Genomic DNA, 18,873 nt, shown 5'->3' with positions numbered 1-18,873 from the left:
CAAATAAAAAAGGTGAGTCGTAAAACTCACCTTTTTTCTTATTAAACTTACGTGTTATTAGAACGCGTAGTTAAAGTTAGTACCGAACAGCCAGGCTTTACCTTCAGACTCGAACTGATATGGCCCTTCGTTGATCTTCACGCTCTGACCGTGCATATAAGAGACACCAACATCTACAGAAGCATCTTTATTAAATGCATAAGTAGTACCTGCGCTCAGCCAGAAACGGTCCTGATCCGGAATGGAGATAGAACGGTTCTGTGCCGGAACCGGGCTGTCATCGAAGGCAATACCGGTACGGAAGGTCCAGTTATCATCGTAGTAATAAGTTGTACCCAACGCTATGCGGTAAGCATCTTTAAAGCCTTCATGCTTCTGGAACAGCGTATCACCACTGGTTGATGTTGCTTTCAGTTGTTGGAACTGACTCCAGCTAGTGTAAGCCAGACTATAGTGAATCGCCCACTGCGGCGCTACACGGTTATAACCAGATACTTCCCACATTTCAGGCAGATTCAGCGTCAGATATCCTGACTGTGTTGCGCCACCTGTGGCACCTGGCAAACCAAAGTTGTAGTTATTCAAACCAATTGGCAGATCGCTGCTGTAGTTACCTTTGAAATCAATTTTTACTTCAGAACGGTAGGTCAACGCGTAGCGGTTATTTTTATCCAGTTCATACAGGATACCGGCATTCCAACCGAAGCCCCATTGGTTACCGTTCAGGTGAGCGATTTTGGTATTGCTTTCAATACCATTAGCGGTTGCCGCCAGTGCTTGTCCCTGTGGTGTCCGTCCGGCTGGAGATTGCATAATCTGACCAGCAACCAGTTGCCCCAGATCGCCCGCGAAACGTTCAATTTTCGCACGAGCATAGACGGCGTTCAGACCAAGACCGAAACTCCAGGCGTTGTTTAAGCGGTAGGCACCGCTTAAGTTCATGTTCACGGTTTCAAGGTCAGTTGTACCGCCGACAGAACCGCCTGCATAAGTGTCGTTAAATTCTGTTGCCAGACCATAGTTAGAGGTAATGGAAGCCCCCCAACCAAATTGGTCATTAATCGGCGCAACAAAGTGTGCGTTCGGAACCCATGCCGTAGGTGCGATGTTATCTGCGTCGAGGCTACGACCAGACGGAGAAGTTCCGCTGATATTCACATCCGGATCAATATAAACCGCGCCCGCTGAAAAAGTTGGGCGGTCAAACATGGTAATCAACGCGGGGTTACGGCTGACGTTACCTGCATCATCGGCAATTGCGCCTTCCCCTGAATAAGCCCGACCCAGGCCAGAGGAAGAAAATTCGTTTAACTGAAAGCCTGCCGACCAGGCCTGGGTGGAGATAAGTGCCACTGCGACTGCGAGAGCAGACTTTGTAAACAGGGTTTTCTGGCTCATGACCATAACCTCAATAATTTATTTTTATACAAACTATGTTACGTGCTGTAACAGGAGCGCGAAGTGTAGGGGCTGATGTACATCTTAGAAATCAGACCAGTGGCGAGAGTATAGGTCTGACCAGATGGAATGTTGCAAGTATGTTTCCATATTTTTTCAAATATGATCTAAGAAACGCGATCCAGCTGGCAAAATTTAGAGGTGACGCACTCATGGATTCGGGTGAATTTTGTTTTAGATCATTTTTAATTGTGATTTCGGTCACTTATCCGATTTTGCAGAATTAACAACTGGAGCAGTACTTTCCGGAAGCGTAAAATATCCGCAACGTTTATCTGGCACCTTGGGTGCACATACAGAGGAAATCAACGATGAGTAAATGTAGTGCTGATGAAACCCCGGTTTGCTGCTGTATGGATGTTGGCACCATTATGGACAACTCCGATTGCACCGCGTCTTACAGCCGCGTGTTTGCAAACCGCGCAGAAGCAGAACAAACGCTGGCGGCGCTGACTGAAAAAGCCCGTGGCGTGGAATCCGAACCTTGCAAAATCACCCCGACTTTCACTGAAGAGTCTGACGGTGTTCGCCTGGATATCGATTTCACTTTTGCCTGCGAAGCTGAAATGCTGATCTTCCAGCTGGGTCTGCGTTAATTCCTCTCGGGTACGTACGCCCCTGCCAGCAACAGGCAGGGGCGTTTTCTTTTCTTTCTCCTGTCTTCACTGTGTCATAGCTCCCACTTTCCCTTTTCTCCACTTGGCTAAATGTAAAAAAATGGTTAAGACTATGATCAGGTCAGACCACTTTATATATTTTTTTACAGGGGAGTGTTATGGGTCAGGTTTTACCGCTGGTTACCCGCCAGGGCGATCGTATCGCCATCGTTAGCGGATTACGCACGCCTTTTGCTCGCCAGGCGACGGCTTTTCATGGCATTCCCGCAGTTGATTTGGGGAAGATGGTTGTCGGAGAACTGCTTGCTCGTAGCGAGATCCCCGCCGAAGTGATTGAACAACTGGTATTTGGTCAGGTTGTGCAAATGCCGGAAGCCCCCAACATTGCGCGTGAAATTGTTCTTGGCACCGGAATGAAAGTCCATACCGATGCTTACAGCGTCAGTCGTGCCTGTGCCACCAGTTTCCAGGCTGTTGCAAACGTCGCCGAAAGCCTGATGGCGGGAACTATTCGTGCGGGGATTGCCGGTGGGGCAGATTCCTCGTCGGTATTGCCGATTGGCGTTAGTAAAAAGCTGGCGCGCGTGCTGGTTGATGTCAACAAAGCCCGCACGATGAGCCAACGGCTGAAACTCTTTTCTCGCCTGCGTTTGCGTGACTTAATGCCCGTACCGCCTGCGGTAGCGGAGTATTCCACCGGATTACGGATGGGCGACACCGCCGAACAAATGGCGAAAACCTATGGCATCACCCGCGAACAACAAGATGCATTAGCGCACCGTTCGCATCAGCGAGCCGCTCAGGCGTGGTCGGAAGGTAAACTCAAAGAAGAAGTGATGACCGCCTTTATCCCTCCTTATAAACAACCGTTCGCGGAAGATAATAATATTCGCGGTAATTCCACGCTTGCCGATTACGCAAAGCTGCGTCCGGCGTTTGATCGCAAACACGGAACGGTAACGGCGGCAAACAGCACGCCGCTGACCGATGGCGCTGCGGCGGTGATCCTGATGACCGAATCGCGGGCGAAAGAATTAGGGCTGGTGCCGCTGGGATATCTGCGCAGTTATGCATTTACCGCGATAGATGTCTGGCAGGACATGTTGCTTGGTCCAGCCTGGTCAACGCCGCTGGCGCTGGAACGTGCCGGTTTGACGATGAGCGATCTGACATTGATTGATATGCACGAAGCCTTTGCCGCCCAGACGTTGGCGAATATTCAGTTGCTCGGCAGTGAACGTTTTGCCCGCGACGTGCTGGGGCGTGCTCATGCCACCGGTGAAGTGGATGATAGCAAATTTAACGTACTTGGCGGTTCGATTGCTTATGGGCATCCCTTCGCAGCGACCGGCGTGCGAATGATAACCCAGACATTGCATGAACTTCGCCGTCGTGGCGGTGGATTTGGTTTAGTGACTGCCTGTGCTGCCGGTGGGCTTGGCGCAGCAATGGTTCTGGAGGCGGAATAATGGAAATGGCATCAGCATTTACCCTCAATATGCGTCTGGACAACATTGCCGTCATCACCATTGATGTTCCTGGCGAGAAAATGAACACCCTGAAGGCGGAGTTTGCCTCGCAGGTGCGCGCCATTATTAAGCAACTCCGCGAAAATAAAGATCTGCGCGGCGTGGTGTTTATCTCCGCGAAACCGGACAACTTTATTGCCGGTGCGGACATCAACATGATCGGCAACTGCAAAACGGCGCAAGAAGCGGAAGCCCTGGCGCGGCAGGGGCAACAGTTGATGGCGGAAATTCATGCCTTGCCCGTTCCGGTTATTGCCGCCATTCACGGCGCTTGCCTGGGCGGCGGGCTGGAGCTGGCATTAGCGTGCCACGGTCGCGTCTGCTCTGACGATCCTAAAACGGTGCTCGGCTTGCCGGAAGTACAACTTGGATTGTTACCCGGTTCAGGCGGCACCCAGCGTTTACCGCGCCTGATCGGCGTCAGCACAGCATTAGAGATGATCCTCACCGGTAAACAACTCCGGGCAAAGCAGGCGTTAAAGCTGGGGCTGGTGGATGATGTCGTTCCGCACTCCATTTTACTGGAAGCCGCTGTAGAGCTGGCGAAGCAGGAGCGTCCGGTGTCGCGGACTCTCCCGGTTCGTGAACGTGTGATGGCGGGGCCATTAGGTCGTGCGCTGTTATTCAAAATGGTAAGCAAAAAAACAGAACAGAAAACCCAGGGCAACTACCCGGCGACAAAACGTATTCTTGAGGTTATCGAAACAGGGTTAGCGCAGGGCACCAGTAGCGGCTATGACGCTGAAGCACGGGCGTTTGGCGAACTGGCGATGACGTCACAATCGCAGGCTCTGCGTAATATCTTTTTTGCCAGTACGGAAGTGAAGAAAGATCCCGGCAGTGATGCTGCTCCTGCGCCATTAAACAGCGTGGGGATTTTAGGCGGCGGCTTGATGGGCGGCGGTATTGCTTACGTCACTGCCTGTAAAGCGGGTCTGCCGGTACGAATTAAAGATATCAACGCTCAGGGGATTAATCATGCGCTGAAATACAGTTGGGATCAGCTGGAGAGTAAAGTGCGCCGCCGACATCTCAAAGCCAGTGAACGCGACAAACAGCTGGCGCTGATTTCGGGGGCGACGGATTATCGCGGCTTTGCTCATCGCGATCTGATTATTGAAGCAGTATTTGAAAATCTCGAATTAAAACAAAAGATGGTGGCAGAAGTTGAGCAAAACTGCGCCGCTCATACCATTTTTGCTTCTAATACCTCATCTTTACCGATTGGCGATATTGCCGCCCACGCCACGCGACCAGAGCAAGTTATCGGTCTGCATTTCTTCAGTCCGGTAGAAAAAATGCCGCTGGTGGAGATCATTCCTCATGCAGGAACATCGGCGCAAACTATCGCCACCACGGTAAAACTGGCAAAAAAACAGGGTAAAACGCCAATTGTCGTGCGTGACAAAGCCGGATTTTACGTCAATCGCATCTTAGCGCCTTACATCAATGAAGCTATCCGCATGTTGACCGAAGGCGAGCGGGTAGAGCACATTGATGCCGCGCTGGTGAAATTTGGTTTTCCGGTAGGGCCAATCCAACTTTTGGATGAGGTAGGAATCGACACCGGGACTAAAATTATTCCTGTACTGGAAGCAGCTTATGGAGAACGTTTTAGCGCGCCTGCAAATGTTGTTTCTTCAATTTTGAACGACGATCGCAAAGGCAGAAAAAATGGCCGGGGTTTCTATCTTTATGGTCAGAAAGGGCGTAAAAGCAAAAAACAGGTCGATCCCGCTATTTACCCGCTGATTGGCGCGCAAGGGCAGGGGAGATTGTCCGCACCGCAGATTGCTGAACGGTGCGTGATGTTGATGCTGAATGAAGCAGTACGTTGTCTGGACGAGCAGGTTATTCGAAGTGTGCGTGACGGAGATATTGGCGCGGTATTTGGTATTGGTTTTCCGCCGTTTCTTGGTGGGCCATTCCGCTATATCGATGCTCTCGGCGCGGGGGAAGTGGTTGCAATAATGCAGCGACTGACCACACAGTATGGTTCTCGTTTTACCCCTTGCGAGCGTTTAGTCGAGATGAGCGAGCAGGGGGAAAGTTTTTGGAAAACAACTGCAACTGACCTGCAATAAGAAGGTCAAAGCTATATGAATCCGCGCTGAATGGCGGAGTGTTGGTCAAAATGTAAACAGATATTGACTATACTTACGCCATTGAGGTAAAAAACAGCGTTTCATTCGGTGAATGGATAAGGCACAATGCCGGCCACCGCCTTGTTTCTCTGGTTTCAGATGAAAAAAGGCGGGCGAATCTGGTTAACAAAAGCGGTGCAATATGCAAGTTTTTATCATGCGTCACGGCGACGCAGCCCTCGATGCCGCCAGTGATTCGGTTCGTCCTCTGACCACTAACGGTTGTGACGAATCTCGCCTGATGGCGAACTGGCTGAAAGGTCAAAAAGTGGAAGTCGAACGTGTTCTGGTGAGCCCGTTCCTGCGAGCCGAGCAAACTCTGGATGTCGTAGGTGCTTGTATGGATCTGCCCTCCAGTGTCGAAGTTCTGCCAGAATTGACGCCCTGCGGCGATGTCGGTCTGGTTAGTGCTTATCTTCAGGCATTGGCCAACGAGGGAGTCGGGTCGGTACTGGTTATCTCTCACTTACCCTTAGTCGGTTATCTGGTTGCCGAATTATGTCCGGGCGAAACGCCGCCTATGTTTACCACTTCAGCCATTGCCAGCGTAACGCTTGATGAAAGCGGAAAAGGCGAATTTAACTGGCAAATGAGCCCGTGTAATCTGAAGATGGCAAAAGCAATTTGATATGAACGTGTAAGGCCCGCTGGCGTAAGCTGTCGGGCCTTAGTTTTGTGTACTATATTGAAATCATTGCTATTAAAATGCGTTTAATAGACCTTCCATGAACAACAAATTGTTTCTCTTTATCGCTGAATCGTTTTTTATTTGCATAAAGTTACATATAGAAATAATTGTTGCTTTTTTTCATAGGTTATTATCTTTCGCAAAGATGTGTTAAAAAACAATAGATGAAATTATGGATTGGGTATTTTGGGGTCTTGATATAATATTAATTCAGAGTGATTAATATTATATCCTCGGAAAATTAAAATCACAATTGCCATATTTGTTTTTGATTGTTTTGTGTTCTCGCTTATTCATGAGTTAAAGTGTTTTTTATCATAGTGATGAAAAAATATGCTATTCTTTGAGGGAAATCTCAAAACATTATTTGCCTTGTCAATTGTTTAAAAAATTCTACATGGTGTTGTTAGTAAATTTAAATTGAATCAATCTCATTAAAATATCATCATTGCCGCCACGCCAAAGAATATCATCTCGTGCAACCCGTATTTTATGGATCAGGAATCCTATTCAATGGTTGGTTAAAAGCTACTGAAGAAAGATTGAGGGACTTCATCGTCAATATTTCAGTTAGTTTATATTCTAATTATTTATGGTTTAAGGACAAATAATGAGTAAGTTTGTAAAAACTGCTATTGCAGCGGCAATGGTAATGGGTGCGTTCACTTCAACATCTTCTTTCGCAGAAGGTAACAACGGTACTGCACGTTTTTACGGCACCATTGAAGATTCCGTTTGCTCTATCGTTCCAGACGATCACAAACTGGAAGTGGATATGGGTAATATCGGTGCGGAAAAACTGAAAAACAACGGGACTACCACACCGAAAGATTTCCAGATCCATCTGCAAGATTGCGTGTTTGATACTCAAACTACCATGACCACAACTTTCACTGGTACGGTTTCCGCAGCGAATAGCGGTAATTACTACACTATTTTCAATACCGATACCGGTGCTGCGTTTAATAACGTGAGCCTGGCGATTGGCGATAAACAAGGAACCTCATACAAAAGTGGCGTAGGCATCGACCAGCAGATCGTAAAAGATTCAGCAACAACCAAAGGCAAAGCGAAGCAAACTTTAAACTTTAAAGCTTGGTTGGTCGGTGCTGCAGATGCACCTGATCTGGGTGGTTTTGAAGCCAATACCACCTTCCAGATTACCTATCTCTAAGGTATTTCCCCCTCATAGCAGTAATGCTATGAGGGTTTTTAGCGTTTTACATAATCACGGATGAATACGTGTATGCCTGACCATTCCCTTTTCCGCTTACGGGCGCTTCCCTGGTGCGTTGCAGTGGCAATATCTGGATGCCATATCAATGCCTGGGCTGAGGAAGATATTCAGTTTGATTCCCGTTTTCTGGAATTAAAAGGCGATACAAAGATCGATCTGAAGCGTTTTGCCAGCCAGGGGTATGTTGAACCGGGAAAATATAATTTACAGGTTCAGGTAAATAAACAACCGTTACCCGATGAATATGATATTTACTGGTATGCGTCAGAAAACGATAAAAATAAAACTTATGCCTGCCTGCCGCCAGAACTGATGGCGCAACTCGGTTTTAAAGAAGACATTGCGCAAAATCTGCAATGGGCTCACGACGGTCAGTGTCTTAAACCAGGCCAACTTGAAGGTCTGGAAATTCGTGCTGATTTAAGCCAGTCCGCATTATTAATCACCCTGCCGCAGGCTTATCTTGAATATAGCGATGTAGACTGGGACCCGCCTTCGCGCTGGGATGATGGCATTTCCGGTTTAGTTGCCGATTACAGCATCAACGCTCAAACCCGACACGAAGAGAATGGCGGTGATGACAGCAACGACATCAGCGGCAACGGTACGGTTGGGGTTAACCTCGGGCCGTGGCGCCTGCGAGCCGACTGGCAGAGCGATTATCAGCATACCCGCAGTAACGATGAAGAAACTGACAACAGCACTGAGAAAAACTGGGACTGGAGTCGTTACTACGCATGGCGCGCGTTACCGAGCCTGAAAGCCAAACTGTCGTTGGGCGAAGACTACCTCGACTCCGATATTTTCGATGGCTTTAACTATATTGGCGGTAGCATCAGCACCGACGATCAAATGTTGCCGCCGAACCTGCGCGGCTATGCCCCGGATATTTCCGGCGTGGCGCATACGGCAGCGAAAGTCACCGTCAGCCAGGCAGGGCATGTTATCTATGAAACACAGGTGCCTGCCGGACCATTCCGTATTCAGGATCTTGGCGAATTTACCTCCGGTACACTGCACGTACGCATTGAAGAACTGAACGGGCAGGTGCAGGAATATGACATCAGCACCGCCTCCATGCCGTTCCTGACGCGCCCCGGCCAGGTGCGTTACAAAGTGATGATGGGGCGTCCGCAGGAGTGGGGACACCATGTGCAAGGCGGATTCTTCTCCGGTGGCGAAGCCTCCTGGGGGATCGCCAACGGCTGGTCGCTGTACGGCGGGGCGCTGGGTGATGAAAATTATCAGTCTGCTGCGCTTGGTGTTGGACGCGACCTCTCTGTTCTCGGGGCGATGGCGTTTGATATCACCCACTCACATACCCGGCTTGACGATTCGACCGCTTATGGAAAAAGCACACTCGACGGTAACTCTTTCCGTGTCAGTTACTCTAAAGATTTTGATGAGTTAAACAGCCGCGTCACCTTCGCCGGATACCGCTTCTCGGAAGAGAACTTTATGACCATGAGCGAGTATCTGGACGCCAGTGACAGCGATATGGTGCGTTCTGGCAACGATAAAGAGATGTACACCGCTACTTATAACCAGAACTTCAGAGATATCGGGGTTTCTATTTATCTGAACTATACGCGCCATACCTACTGGGATCGCGAGGAACAGACCAACTACAACGTAATGCTCTCCCACTATTTCAATATGGGCAGCATTCGTAACATGAGTATCTCCCTGACCGGTTATCGCTACGAGTATGACAACAGTGCCGATAAAGGCGTCTATATCTCATTAAGTATGCCGTGGGGCGACAACAGCACCGTGAGTTACAACGGCAACTACGGCAGTGGTTCAGACAGTAGTCAGGTGGGGTATTTCAGCCGTGTTGATGATGCCAGTCATTATCAGATAAACGTTGGCACCAGCGAAAATCACTCCAGTGTCGATGGCTATTACAGCCATGACGGTTCAATGGCGCGCGTGGACCTTAGCGCTAACTACCATGAAGGGCAATACACCTCTGCCGGGTTGTCGCTGCAAGGCGGAGCCACGCTGACCGCGCACGGCGGCGCTCTGCACCGCATACAAAACATGGGCGGCACACGCCTGCTGATTGACGCGGATGGTGTCCCGGACGTGCCGGTTGAAGGTAATGGATCGGCGGTTTACACCAACATGTTCGGTAAAGCAGTCGTTGCGGACGTCAATAACTACTACCGCAACCAGGCCTACATCGACCTGACTAAACTGCCCGAAGACGCCGAAGCCACTCAGTCAGTGGTACAGGCGACGCTGACCGAAGGGGCGATTGGCTATCGTAAATTTGCCGTTATCAGTGGGCAAAAGGCGATGGCTGTGCTGCGCCTGAGCGATGGCAGTTATCCGCCATTTGGTGCAGAAGTGAAAAACGAACATGACCAACAGGTCGGTCTGGTTGATGACGACGGCAATGTTTACCTTGCAGGCGTAAAAGCTGGCGAACGTATGCGCGTTTCGTGGAATGGGGTGCCTCACTGTGAGATCTCGCTACCGGACCCGCTGCCTGCCGATTTGTTCAACGGCCTGTTACTGCCCTGCCAGCAAAAAAGTGCAGCGGTGCCCGCCACTCCGGCGGAAATCAAACCGATGATTCAGGAACAGACGCAGCAGGTGACACCCACCGCAGCGCCAACCTCAATTTCAATAAACCAATAATGTGATTAAGGAATGATCCATGTTTACTCTGACTAATACAGCAAAAATGGTTGTTCCGGCGCTGGCGATCGCCGCCAGTTTTGCCGCTCACGCGTCGGTGACGCCCGACCGCACTCGCTTGATTTTCAACGAAAGCGACAAATCCATCAGCGTCACTTTGCGCAACAATGACCCTAAGCTGCCGTACCTGGCGCAAAGCTGGATAGAAGACGAAAAGGGCAACAAAATCAGCTCACCTTTGACGGTACTGCCACCAGTACAGCGTATTGATGCGATGATGAACGGTCAGGTAAAAGTCCAGGGAATGCCGGATATCAACAAATTGCCCGCTGACCGTGAGAGCATGTTCTACTTTAACGTGCGTGAGATACCGCCAAAGTCGAACAAACCCAACACCCTGCAAATTGCGCTGCAAACGCGCATCAAACTGTTCTGGCGACCGAAGGCGCTAGCCGAAATCAATATGAGAGATCCGTGGCAGCACAAGGTGACCTTAACCCGCAATGGGCAGGCCTTCACCGTCAATAACCCAACGCCGTATTACGTGATTATCAGCAACGCCAGTACCCAGAAAAATGGCAATCCGTCGGCCGGGTTTACGCCGTTGGTGATGTCGCCGAAAACGTCTGCGCCGCTGAATGTGAAGATGGACAGTGTGCCGGTGCTGACTTACGTCAACGACTATGGTGCCCGATTGCCGCTGATCTTCAAGTGCAATGGTAATAGTTGCCAGGTAGATGCAGAGCAGAGCCGTAAAGGCTGATGCCAGGAGAGTTTTATGAAACATACGTTTCTGTTGGGAGCGGGTATCTTTCTGCTGAACGCCTGGCTGATGGGCAATGCTGTTGCAGGGGACATCAAGCAAGTGCAATTAACGTTGCGCATTCTGGTGGATGCGCCGCCGCCTTGTTCCGTGAAGGGGAGCAATGTTGAGTTTGGTGATGTGCACATTAAAGACATTAATGGCACTAATTACCGCACCGCTGACGCGCTCTATACATTGAACTGCGGCAACAAAACGTCCGGCGTCGATGACTTACGTATGCAGCTTAAAGGCACCACCACCGTCATTAACGGGGAAACGGTCATGGCTACGGAAATTCCAGGTCTCGGTATCCGCATTGAAAACGGTGCTGATAACTCTCTGTTTACGGTAGGCGAAAACAACTGGACCGATTTCAATATTAACAGGCAGCCAGTATTGAAAGCCGTGCCGGTAAAACAGAGCGGGGTGCAGCTTACGCCTGCGGAATTTAACGCCAGCATGACGATGGTGGTGGATTACCAATGAAAAAACTCTCGATTCTTTTACTCTGCGCTTGCGGTGGCATTGCGTTGGCGGCTGAAGATGACATCACCTTCCACGGCACGCTGGTGGCACCGCCTGCCTGCATCATCAGCGGTGGGCAGACTATTGAAGTGGAATTTCGCGATCTCATTATCGACAGCATCAATGGTGATTATGGTCGCAAGGAAGTGCAATACGACCTGAGCTGCGACTCTGAAAAACGCGATCCCGGTTGGGAGATGACCCTCACCTGGACCGGCACGCAAACCGCGTACAACGACTCGGCAATCGAAACTGACGTTCCCGGCTTCGGGATTGAACTTCAGCACGATGGTCAGCGTTTTCAGCTGAATACGCCGCTCACAATTAACGCCACTGATTTTACGCAAAAGCCGAAGCTGGAGGCTGTACCGGTGAAAGCGAGTGATGCGGTATTGAGCGACACCACGTTTTCTGCTTACGCCACATTACGGGTGGATTATCAATGAAGACAGTAAGTACACATTCACCCGGCTACGCGCTGCTGGCTGGGTTGCTGCTGACAGGTAGCCCAGGCGCACTGGCGGTGGATAACAACCTGCACTTTTACGGCAACCTGTTAAGCCGTTCCTGCACGCTGGTGGTTGACGGGGCGAATCTGGCAGAAGTCCATTTTCCTACCGTCAGCCGCCAGGATCTCATGGTGGCAGGAGAATCTGGCCGTGTCCCGGTGGTTTTCAGATTAAAAGATTGTAAGGGGCCGACGGGATACGCAGTGAAAGTGACCCTCACGGGCACGGAAGACAGCGAACAGCCGGGTTTTCTGGCGCTGGATAACACATCAATTGCCCAGGGCGTGGGGATTGGTATGGAAATGACTGATGGTGTGCGGGTGCCGATTAACGACCCGACTGGCGCGCGATTTACGCTAAGCGACGGCAACAATGACATTAATTTCAGGGCCTGGATCCAGGCGAAAAGCGGGCGAGATGTCACGATCGGTGATTTCACCGCCAGCCTGACTGCAACTTTTGAGTATATTTAAGATGAAAAAAATGCGCTTACTGCTGGGTTTCATTTTGTCGCTGCTTTTACTTCCTTCCGTACAGGCGGAAACATTTAAGAAGGTCATGGTCTATTACGGTGGTTATAGTTGGAACACGCAAATACAGGTTGAACTGACTGTGGCGACAACGACTGGCGTCTATTATGGCAAATACTATCAGTCTGGCTATGTCTCTAAGACGGGGCCAGTTCCCGTTCAGGAATGGAGCGGCCCAGCAGGCGTAACACCACCAGGTCTTGTATTTAACGAAGCCTATGATACCGATCTTTCAAATTGTCCTGGTATCCATGACGTATCTAATATGCTCGAATGTTATAGTGAACCGTTGACCATTACTGTGGATGGTACATTAGGCGGATGTCCCTGGATTGTCTCAACCAAGATTACCAGCCGATCGCGCATAAGTTTTGTGTGGTATGAATACTTCGGCCCTCAGACGGTGATTTCCGTTTGCGGTGCGGTTCCTCTGGAACCTTATGATGTGTCATGGAATCAGGATCGTGTTGTTCACGACAAAGTGGTGCGGTTGCAGTCTAACGGGCAGGTTATTGAACAAACGCTTCCCACCTTCCTGATGAAAGATGGCAAGCTATGCGACGGCAGCAAGTTCGATGAAGACGGTGCTTATTGTCGCTTCGTGGCTCAGCAGATGTCCTTTTCATTTTCCGGTTGTGATAATGCAAACGTGACGGTAACACCCGTGGCACATCCTATTACCGACAGGCAACTGCACGATATGAATCTGCGAGTTGATACCACCGCAGAACAACCGATAGATTCCACCTGCCGGTTCCAGTACATACTGAATATGCTGTAGCAAGTAGTGCATAAGCCGGATAAGGCGTTTACGCCGCATCCGGCATTCGATCTCCGTATTTAAGGCGAAACGGTAAAACCCATTCGCCTCTGAATATTCAGGGCAACTCCGGCGGCAGCCACTCTTCCACTTCAATCAACACCAGTAACGCCGCGTCGCCGCCGTACTCTTTCGGTGCCTGGTGAAATGCCATGACATGCGGATGCTGTGCCAGCCATAGCGGTGTTTGTTGCTTCAAAATATGCTTACCGTGCCCATGCATCACACAGGCGCAAAACACATGTTCGCGGCGGCAGGCGGCAATCAACGCGCCTAACTCTTGTTTGGCCTGAAGCTGCGTCAGACCGTGTAAATCCAAAAACAGCTCCGGCGAATAATCACCGCGTCGCAGTTTCTTTGCCTCAAAATGGCTCACATCCGGGCGGACATATTTCACCGGACCTTCAGTATTTAATAACGGCTGAAACTCATCAGAGAAATAATGGCTGGCATCAGCCTGCTCCTGAATCAACCGCTTGACCGGCACTTCGCTGATTTTTTTACGCTGTGGACGATGGACAATCGTGTCCTGCTTAATTTTGCGAGTGCCCGCCATCAACTGGCGAAACAGTGCCTGATCCTCCTCGCTGAGTGTTGTTTTCTTTTTCATTTATGCATCTCTATTTTAATTTTCCTACAGTTTACCCGACTCGTAGCGCAATCGATCGGTCAAAACATAATTTTCCTGCGTCATCGCCGCGTGAATGCTGATTTATCGTCATCTTCATGGCAAACTAGCCGCCGAAATTAATGCGACCATGCCCTGGAGGAATACGTGGATAAAATTTTCGTTGATGAAGCAGTAAATGAGCTGCAAACCATTCAGGACATGTTGCGCTGGTCGGTTAGCCGCTTCAGCGCGGCAAATATCTGGTACGGTCACGGCACCGATAACCCGTGGGATGAAGCAGTGCAACTGGTATTGCCGTCGCTCTACCTGCCGCTGGATATTCCGGAAGATATGCGCAACGCCCGCCTGACCTCCAGCGAAAAACACCGTATTGTTGAGCGCGTGATCCGTCGCGTCAACGAACGCATTCCGGTAGCCTACCTGACCAACAAAGCCTGGTTCTGCGGCCATGAATTTTACGTCGATGAACGCGTGCTGGTGCCGCGCTCGCCGATTGGTGAACTGATCAACAATAAATTTGCCGGACTTATCAGCAAGCAACCGCAACATATTCTGGATATGTGTACCGGTAGTGGCTGCATAGCTATTGCCTGCGCTTATGCCTTCCCGGAAGCGGAAGTCGACGCGGTGGATATCTCTCCCGACGCGCTGGCGGTAGCCGAACAAAACATCGAAGAACATGGTCTGATCCACAACGTCATTCCGATTCGTTCCGATCTGTTCCGTGATTTGCCGAAAGTGCAGTACGACCTGATCGTCACTAACCCGCCGTATGTCGATGCGGAAGATATGTCCGACCTGCCAAACGAATATCGTCATGAGCCGGAACTTGGACTGGCGTCTGGTTCTGACGGCCTGAAACTGACGCGTCGCATCCTCGGTAACGCGGCAGATTACCTTGCAGATGATGGCGTGCTGATTTGTGAAGTCGGCAACAGCATGGTACATCTGATGGAACAATATCCGGATGTTCCGTTCACCTGGCTGGAGTTTGATAACGGTGGTGATGGTGTGTTTATGCTCACCAAAGAGCAGCTTATTGCCGCACGAGAACATTTCGCGATTTATAAAGATTAAGTAAACACGCAAACACAACAATAACGGAGCCGTGATGGCTGGAAACACAATTGGACAACTCTTTCGCGTAACCACCTTCGGCGAATCGCACGGGCTGGCGCTCGGCTGTATCGTCGATGGTGTTCCGCCAGGAATTCCGCTCACGGAAGCGGATCTGCAACACGATCTCGACCGTCGTCGCCCTGGGACATCGCGCTATACCACCCAGCGACGTGAGCCGGATCAGGTCAAAATTCTCTCCGGCGTTTTTGAGGGCGTTACCACCGGCACCAGCATTGGCTTGCTGATTGAAAACACCGACCAGCGTTCTCAGGATTACAGTGCGATTAAGGATGTTTTCCGTCCGGGCCATGCCGATTACACCTACGAACAAAAATACGGCCTGCGCGATTATCGCGGCGGCGGACGTTCTTCCGCCCGCGAAACCGCCATGCGCGTGGCGGCAGGGGCGATTGCCAAAAAATATCTCGCAGAGAAATTTGGCATTGAGATTCGCGGTTGCCTGACCCAAATGGGCGACATTCCGCTGGAAATCAAAGACTGGTCGCAGGTCGAGCAAAATCCGTTCTTCTGCCCGGACCCGGACAAAATCGACGCCTTAGATGAACTGATGCGTGCGCTGAAAAAAGAGGGCGACTCCATCGGTGCGAAAGTGACCGTTATTGCCAGTGGCGTCCCCGCCGGACTTGGCGAGCCGGTCTTTGATCGCCTGGATGCCGACATCGCCCATGCGCTGATGAGCATCAACGCGGTGAAAGGTGTGGAAATTGGCGATGGTTTTGACGTGGTGGCGCTGCGCGGTAGCCAGAACCGCGACGAAATCACCAAAGACGGTTTTCAGAGCAACCACGCAGGCGGCATTCTTGGTGGCATCAGCAGCGGGCAACAAATCATTGCTCATATGGCGCTGAAACCGACCTCCAGCATTACTGTGCCTGGGCGCACGATCAACCGCTTTGGCGAAGAAGTTGAGATGATCACCAAAGGCCGTCACGATCCTTGTGTCGGGATACGTGCGGTGCCGATCGCTGAAGCGATGCTGGCGATCGTTTTGATGGATCACTTGTTACGGCAACGGGCGCAAAATGCCGATGTGAAGACTGATATTCCACGCTGGTAAAACATGAACAAAACCGCGATTGCGCTGCTGGCTCTGCTTGCCAGTAGCGCCAGCCTGGCAGCGACGCCATGGCAAAAAATAACCCAACCTGTGCCGGGTAGCGCACAATCGATAGGCAGTTTTTCTAATGGTTGTATCGTTGGCGCTGACACGCTGCCGATACAGTCCGAACATTATCAGGTGATGCGTACCGATCAGCGTCGCTATTTCGGTCACCCGGATCTGGTGATGTTTATCCAGCGTCTGAGTAGCCAGGTGAACAATCTGGGCATGGGTACGGTGCTGATTGGCGATATGGGAATGCCCGCTGGTGGGCGTTTTAACGGCGGTCACGCCAGCCACCAGACCGGACTGGATGTCGATATCTTCCTGCAACTGCCGAAAACACGCTGGACCTCCGCGCAACTCTTGCGCCCGCAGGCATTAGATTTGGTTTCCCGTGATGGCAAGCGTGTCGTTCCCACGCTGTGGAAGCCGGAAATTTTCAGCCTGATCAAACTCGCCGCACAGGACAAAGACGTCACCCGCATTTTTGTTAATCCGGCGATTAAACAACAACTTTGCCTTGATGCAGGCACCGATCGCGACTGGTTGCGTAAAGTGAGACCCTGGTTCCAGCATCGTGCGCATATGCATGTACGATTACGTTGTCCTGCCGATAGCCTGGAGTGTGAGGACCAACCTTTACCACCGCCGGGCGATGGTTGCGGGGCAGAACTGCAAAGCTGGTTTGAACCACCGAAACCAGGAACAACCAAGCCTGAGAAGAAGACACCGCCTCCGTTGCCGCCTTCCTGCCAGGCGCTACTGGATGAGCACGTGATCTAATGGAAACGTTTAATAGCCTGTTTATGGTCTCCCCGCTACTGCTGGGTGTTCTCTTTTTTGTCGCCATGCTGGCGGGATTTATCGATTCGATTGCCGGTGGCGGTGGGTTACTCACCATTCCGGCATTGATGGCGGCGGGGATGTCTCCGGCTAACGCGCTGGCAACCAATAAACTGCAAGCCTGCGGTGGCTCTATTTCCGCCACTATCTATTTTATTCGCCGCAAAGTAGTCAGCTTAAGCGATCAGAAACTCAATATCGCCATGACCTTTGTCGGTTCAATGAGCGGCGCATTGTTGGTGCAATATGTTCAGGCTGATGTCCTGCGGCAGATTTTGCCCATTCTGGTGATTTGTATCGGCCTCTATTTTTTGCTGATGCCAAAACTGGGAGAAGAAGATCGCCAGCGCCGGATGTACGGCCTACCTTTCGCGTTAATTGCCGGTGGTTGCGTCGGTTTTTACGACGGATTCTTTGGTCCGGCAGCCGGTTCGTTTTACGCACTGGCTTTCGTTACGCTGTGCGGATTCAACCTTGCCAAAGCCACGGCTCACGCCAAATTACTCAACGCAACGTCAAACATCGGCGGTTTGCTGCTGTTTATTCTCGGCGGCAAAGTGATTTGGGCGACAGGGTTCGTGATGCTGGTGGGGCAGTTCCTCGGCGCGCGTATGGGTTCAAGACTGGTGTTGAGCAAAGGACAAAAGCTGATCCGCCCGATGATCGTTATTGTCTCGGCGGTGATGAGTGCCAAATTACTTTATGATAGCCACGGACAGGAGATCCTCCACTGGTTGGGGATGAACTAATGAACAGTACACACCACTACGAGCAGTTGATTGAAATTTTTAATGGCTGCTTTGCCGATGAATTTAATACCCGTCTGATTAAAGGCGACGACGAACCGATCTATCTTCCTGCTGATGCGGAAGTACCGTATAACCGAATCGTCTTCGCTCATGGCTTTTACGCCAGCGCCATCCACGAGATTTCGCACTGGTGTATTGCCGGGAAAGCACGCCGTGAACTGGTTGATTTCGGCTACTGGTATTGCCCGGACGGACGCGATGCCCAAACGCAAAGTCAGTTTGAAGATGTTGAAGTGAAGCCGCAGGCGTTGGACTGGTTGTTCTGCGTGGCGGCGGGATATCCGTTTAACGTCAGTTGCGACAATCTGGAAGGCGACTTCGAACCGGATCGCGTGGTGTTTCAACGGCGTGTACATGCGCAGGTGATGGATTATCTGACAAATGGCATTCCGGAACGCCCGGCACGCTTAATAAAAGCATTACAAAATTATTATCACACGCCGGAACTTACGGCGGAACAATTCCCGTGGCCGGAAGAGCTCAACTGAAGCCAGCGCCACGTTTTACAATGAGGAAAGAAGATGATCGCGGAGTTTGAATCACGCATTCTGGCATTAATCGACGGTATGGTTGACCATGCCAGTGATGATGAGTTGTTTGCCAGTGGATATTTGCGTGGCCACCTGACATTAGCCATCGCAGAACTGGAAAGTGGTGATGACCACTCCGCTCAGGCGGTGCATACGACCGTTAGCCAGAGTCTGGAAAAAGCCATTGGTGCCGGTGAATTGTCGCCGCGTGACCAGGCGCTGGTAACCGATATGTGGGAACACCTGTTTCAGCAGGCGTCACAGCAGTAAGTTGCGGCGTCTGGAGCACCATGCCTGATGCGACGCTTAT

General features: G+C 50.8%; 19 protein-coding genes. 17 read left to right on the top strand and 2 right to left on the bottom strand.

What is annotated here, in order from left to right; genetic code table 11:
* Positions 1 to 57: 57 nt before the first annotated feature.
* A complete protein-coding gene (fadL, locus tag FEM44_RS01895; protein ID WP_135521702.1) occupies positions 58 to 1,398 on the bottom strand; it encodes a long-chain fatty acid transporter FadL in 1,341 nt (446 codons plus the stop codon).
* 371 nt (positions 1,399 to 1,769) lie between these two features.
* Here fadL and FEM44_RS01890 point away from each other — a divergent pair, with 371 nt between their 5' ends.
* The 11 genes from FEM44_RS01890 to FEM44_RS01840 all read left to right on the top strand — a co-directional run bounded on the left by FEM44_RS01890 (position 1,770) and on the right by FEM44_RS01840 (position 13,469).
* The gene (locus FEM44_RS01890; protein ID WP_130257444.1) at positions 1,770 to 2,054 is read left to right on the top strand and encodes a YfcZ/YiiS family protein; all 285 of its coding nucleotides are present in this window, start codon (positions 1,770 to 1,772) and stop codon (positions 2,052 to 2,054) included.
* A 179-nt stretch (positions 2,055 to 2,233) separates the two neighbouring features.
* Positions 2,234 to 3,544, top strand: a complete 1,311-nt coding sequence (fadI, locus tag FEM44_RS01885; protein ID WP_135521703.1) for an acetyl-CoA C-acyltransferase FadI — start codon at positions 2,234 to 2,236, stop codon at positions 3,542 to 3,544.
* Positions 3,544 to 5,688, top strand: a complete 2,145-nt coding sequence (gene fadJ, locus FEM44_RS01880; RefSeq protein ID WP_135521705.1) for a fatty acid oxidation complex subunit alpha FadJ — start codon at positions 3,544 to 3,546, stop codon at positions 5,686 to 5,688. Before fadI ends, fadJ begins: the two co-directional genes overlap by 1 nt.
* Positions 5,689 to 5,890: 202 nt before the next feature.
* Positions 5,891 to 6,376, top strand: a complete 486-nt coding sequence (sixA, locus tag FEM44_RS01875; protein ID WP_135521707.1) for a phosphohistidine phosphatase SixA — start codon at positions 5,891 to 5,893, stop codon at positions 6,374 to 6,376.
* A gap of 670 nt (positions 6,377 to 7,046) precedes the next feature.
* The gene (locus FEM44_RS01870; RefSeq protein ID WP_135521709.1) at positions 7,047 to 7,610 is read left to right on the top strand and encodes a fimbrial protein; all 564 of its coding nucleotides are present in this window, start codon (positions 7,047 to 7,049) and stop codon (positions 7,608 to 7,610) included.
* A 72-nt stretch (positions 7,611 to 7,682) separates the two neighbouring features.
* On the top strand, positions 7,683 to 10,319 hold the full coding sequence (locus tag FEM44_RS01865) for a fimbrial biogenesis outer membrane usher protein (RefSeq protein ID WP_135521711.1): 2,637 nt from the start codon (positions 7,683 to 7,685) through the stop codon (positions 10,317 to 10,319).
* A gap of 19 nt (positions 10,320 to 10,338) precedes the next feature.
* Positions 10,339 to 11,082 (top strand): fimbria/pilus periplasmic chaperone, encoded by a 744-nt coding sequence (locus tag FEM44_RS01860; RefSeq protein WP_135521713.1) that lies wholly within the window; start codon positions 10,339 to 10,341, stop codon positions 11,080 to 11,082.
* 15 nt (positions 11,083 to 11,097) lie between these two features.
* Positions 11,098 to 11,610 (top strand): fimbrial protein, encoded by a 513-nt coding sequence (locus FEM44_RS01855; protein WP_135521715.1) that lies wholly within the window; start codon positions 11,098 to 11,100, stop codon positions 11,608 to 11,610.
* On the top strand, positions 11,607 to 12,095 hold the full coding sequence (locus FEM44_RS01850; protein WP_135521716.1) for a fimbrial protein: 489 nt from the start codon (positions 11,607 to 11,609) through the stop codon (positions 12,093 to 12,095). Before FEM44_RS01855 ends, FEM44_RS01850 begins: the two co-directional genes overlap by 4 nt.
* Positions 12,092 to 12,631 carry a fimbrial protein gene (locus FEM44_RS01845; RefSeq protein WP_135521718.1) on the top strand — a complete coding sequence of 180 codons (540 nt, stop codon included), beginning with the start codon at positions 12,092 to 12,094 and terminating at the stop codon, positions 12,629 to 12,631. Before FEM44_RS01850 ends, FEM44_RS01845 begins: the two co-directional genes overlap by 4 nt.
* A gap of 1 nt (position 12,632) precedes the next feature.
* Entirely contained in the window at positions 12,633 to 13,469 is an 837-nt protein-coding gene (locus tag FEM44_RS01840; RefSeq protein WP_135521720.1) for a StfH/YfcO family fimbrial adhesin, read from the top strand.
* Positions 13,470 to 13,566: 97 nt separating this feature from the next.
* Here FEM44_RS01840 and smrB read toward each other — a convergent pair whose 3' ends face one another.
* Positions 13,567 to 14,118 carry an endonuclease SmrB gene (gene smrB / locus FEM44_RS01835; protein WP_000730806.1) on the bottom strand — a complete coding sequence of 184 codons (552 nt, stop codon included), beginning with the start codon at positions 14,116 to 14,118 and terminating at the stop codon, positions 13,567 to 13,569.
* A 165-nt stretch (positions 14,119 to 14,283) separates the two neighbouring features.
* Between smrB and prmB the strand changes: the two genes are divergently transcribed.
* The 6 genes from prmB to FEM44_RS01805 are packed head-to-tail and all read left to right on the top strand — an operon-like array spanning position 14,284 to position 18,833.
* Complete coding sequence (prmB, locus tag FEM44_RS01830) at positions 14,284 to 15,216, top strand: 50S ribosomal protein L3 N(5)-glutamine methyltransferase (RefSeq protein ID WP_135521722.1); 933 nt, start codon at positions 14,284 to 14,286, stop codon at positions 15,214 to 15,216.
* Between the two features lie 34 nt (positions 15,217 to 15,250).
* Positions 15,251 to 16,336: a chorismate synthase gene (gene aroC, locus FEM44_RS01825; protein WP_135521724.1), complete on the top strand. Its 1,086-nt coding sequence runs from the start codon at positions 15,251 to 15,253 to the stop codon at positions 16,334 to 16,336.
* 3 nt (positions 16,337 to 16,339) lie between these two features.
* Positions 16,340 to 17,164: a penicillin-insensitive murein endopeptidase gene (mepA, locus tag FEM44_RS01820; RefSeq protein ID WP_135521726.1), complete on the top strand. Its 825-nt coding sequence runs from the start codon at positions 16,340 to 16,342 to the stop codon at positions 17,162 to 17,164.
* Positions 17,164 to 17,973, top strand: a complete 810-nt coding sequence (locus FEM44_RS01815; protein WP_000447361.1) for a sulfite exporter TauE/SafE family protein — start codon at positions 17,164 to 17,166, stop codon at positions 17,971 to 17,973. Before mepA ends, FEM44_RS01815 begins: the two co-directional genes overlap by 1 nt.
* On the top strand, positions 17,973 to 18,521 hold the full coding sequence (gene epmC, locus FEM44_RS01810; protein ID WP_135521728.1) for an elongation factor P hydroxylase: 549 nt from the start codon (positions 17,973 to 17,975) through the stop codon (positions 18,519 to 18,521). The genes FEM44_RS01815 and epmC overlap by 1 nt, the downstream gene beginning before the upstream one ends.
* Before the next feature lie 33 nt (positions 18,522 to 18,554).
* Positions 18,555 to 18,833: a YfcL family protein gene (locus FEM44_RS01805; RefSeq protein WP_000559761.1), complete on the top strand. Its 279-nt coding sequence runs from the start codon at positions 18,555 to 18,557 to the stop codon at positions 18,831 to 18,833.
* Positions 18,834 to 18,873: the final 40 nt, after the last annotated feature.

Origin of the sequence: Escherichia sp. E4742, assembly GCF_005843885.1 — a bacterium.
Lineage (GTDB): Bacteria > Pseudomonadota > Gammaproteobacteria > Enterobacterales > Enterobacteriaceae > Escherichia.
Note: the sequence above shows the minus strand (reverse complement) of the source record. Positions and strands in the feature narration are given on the sequence as shown.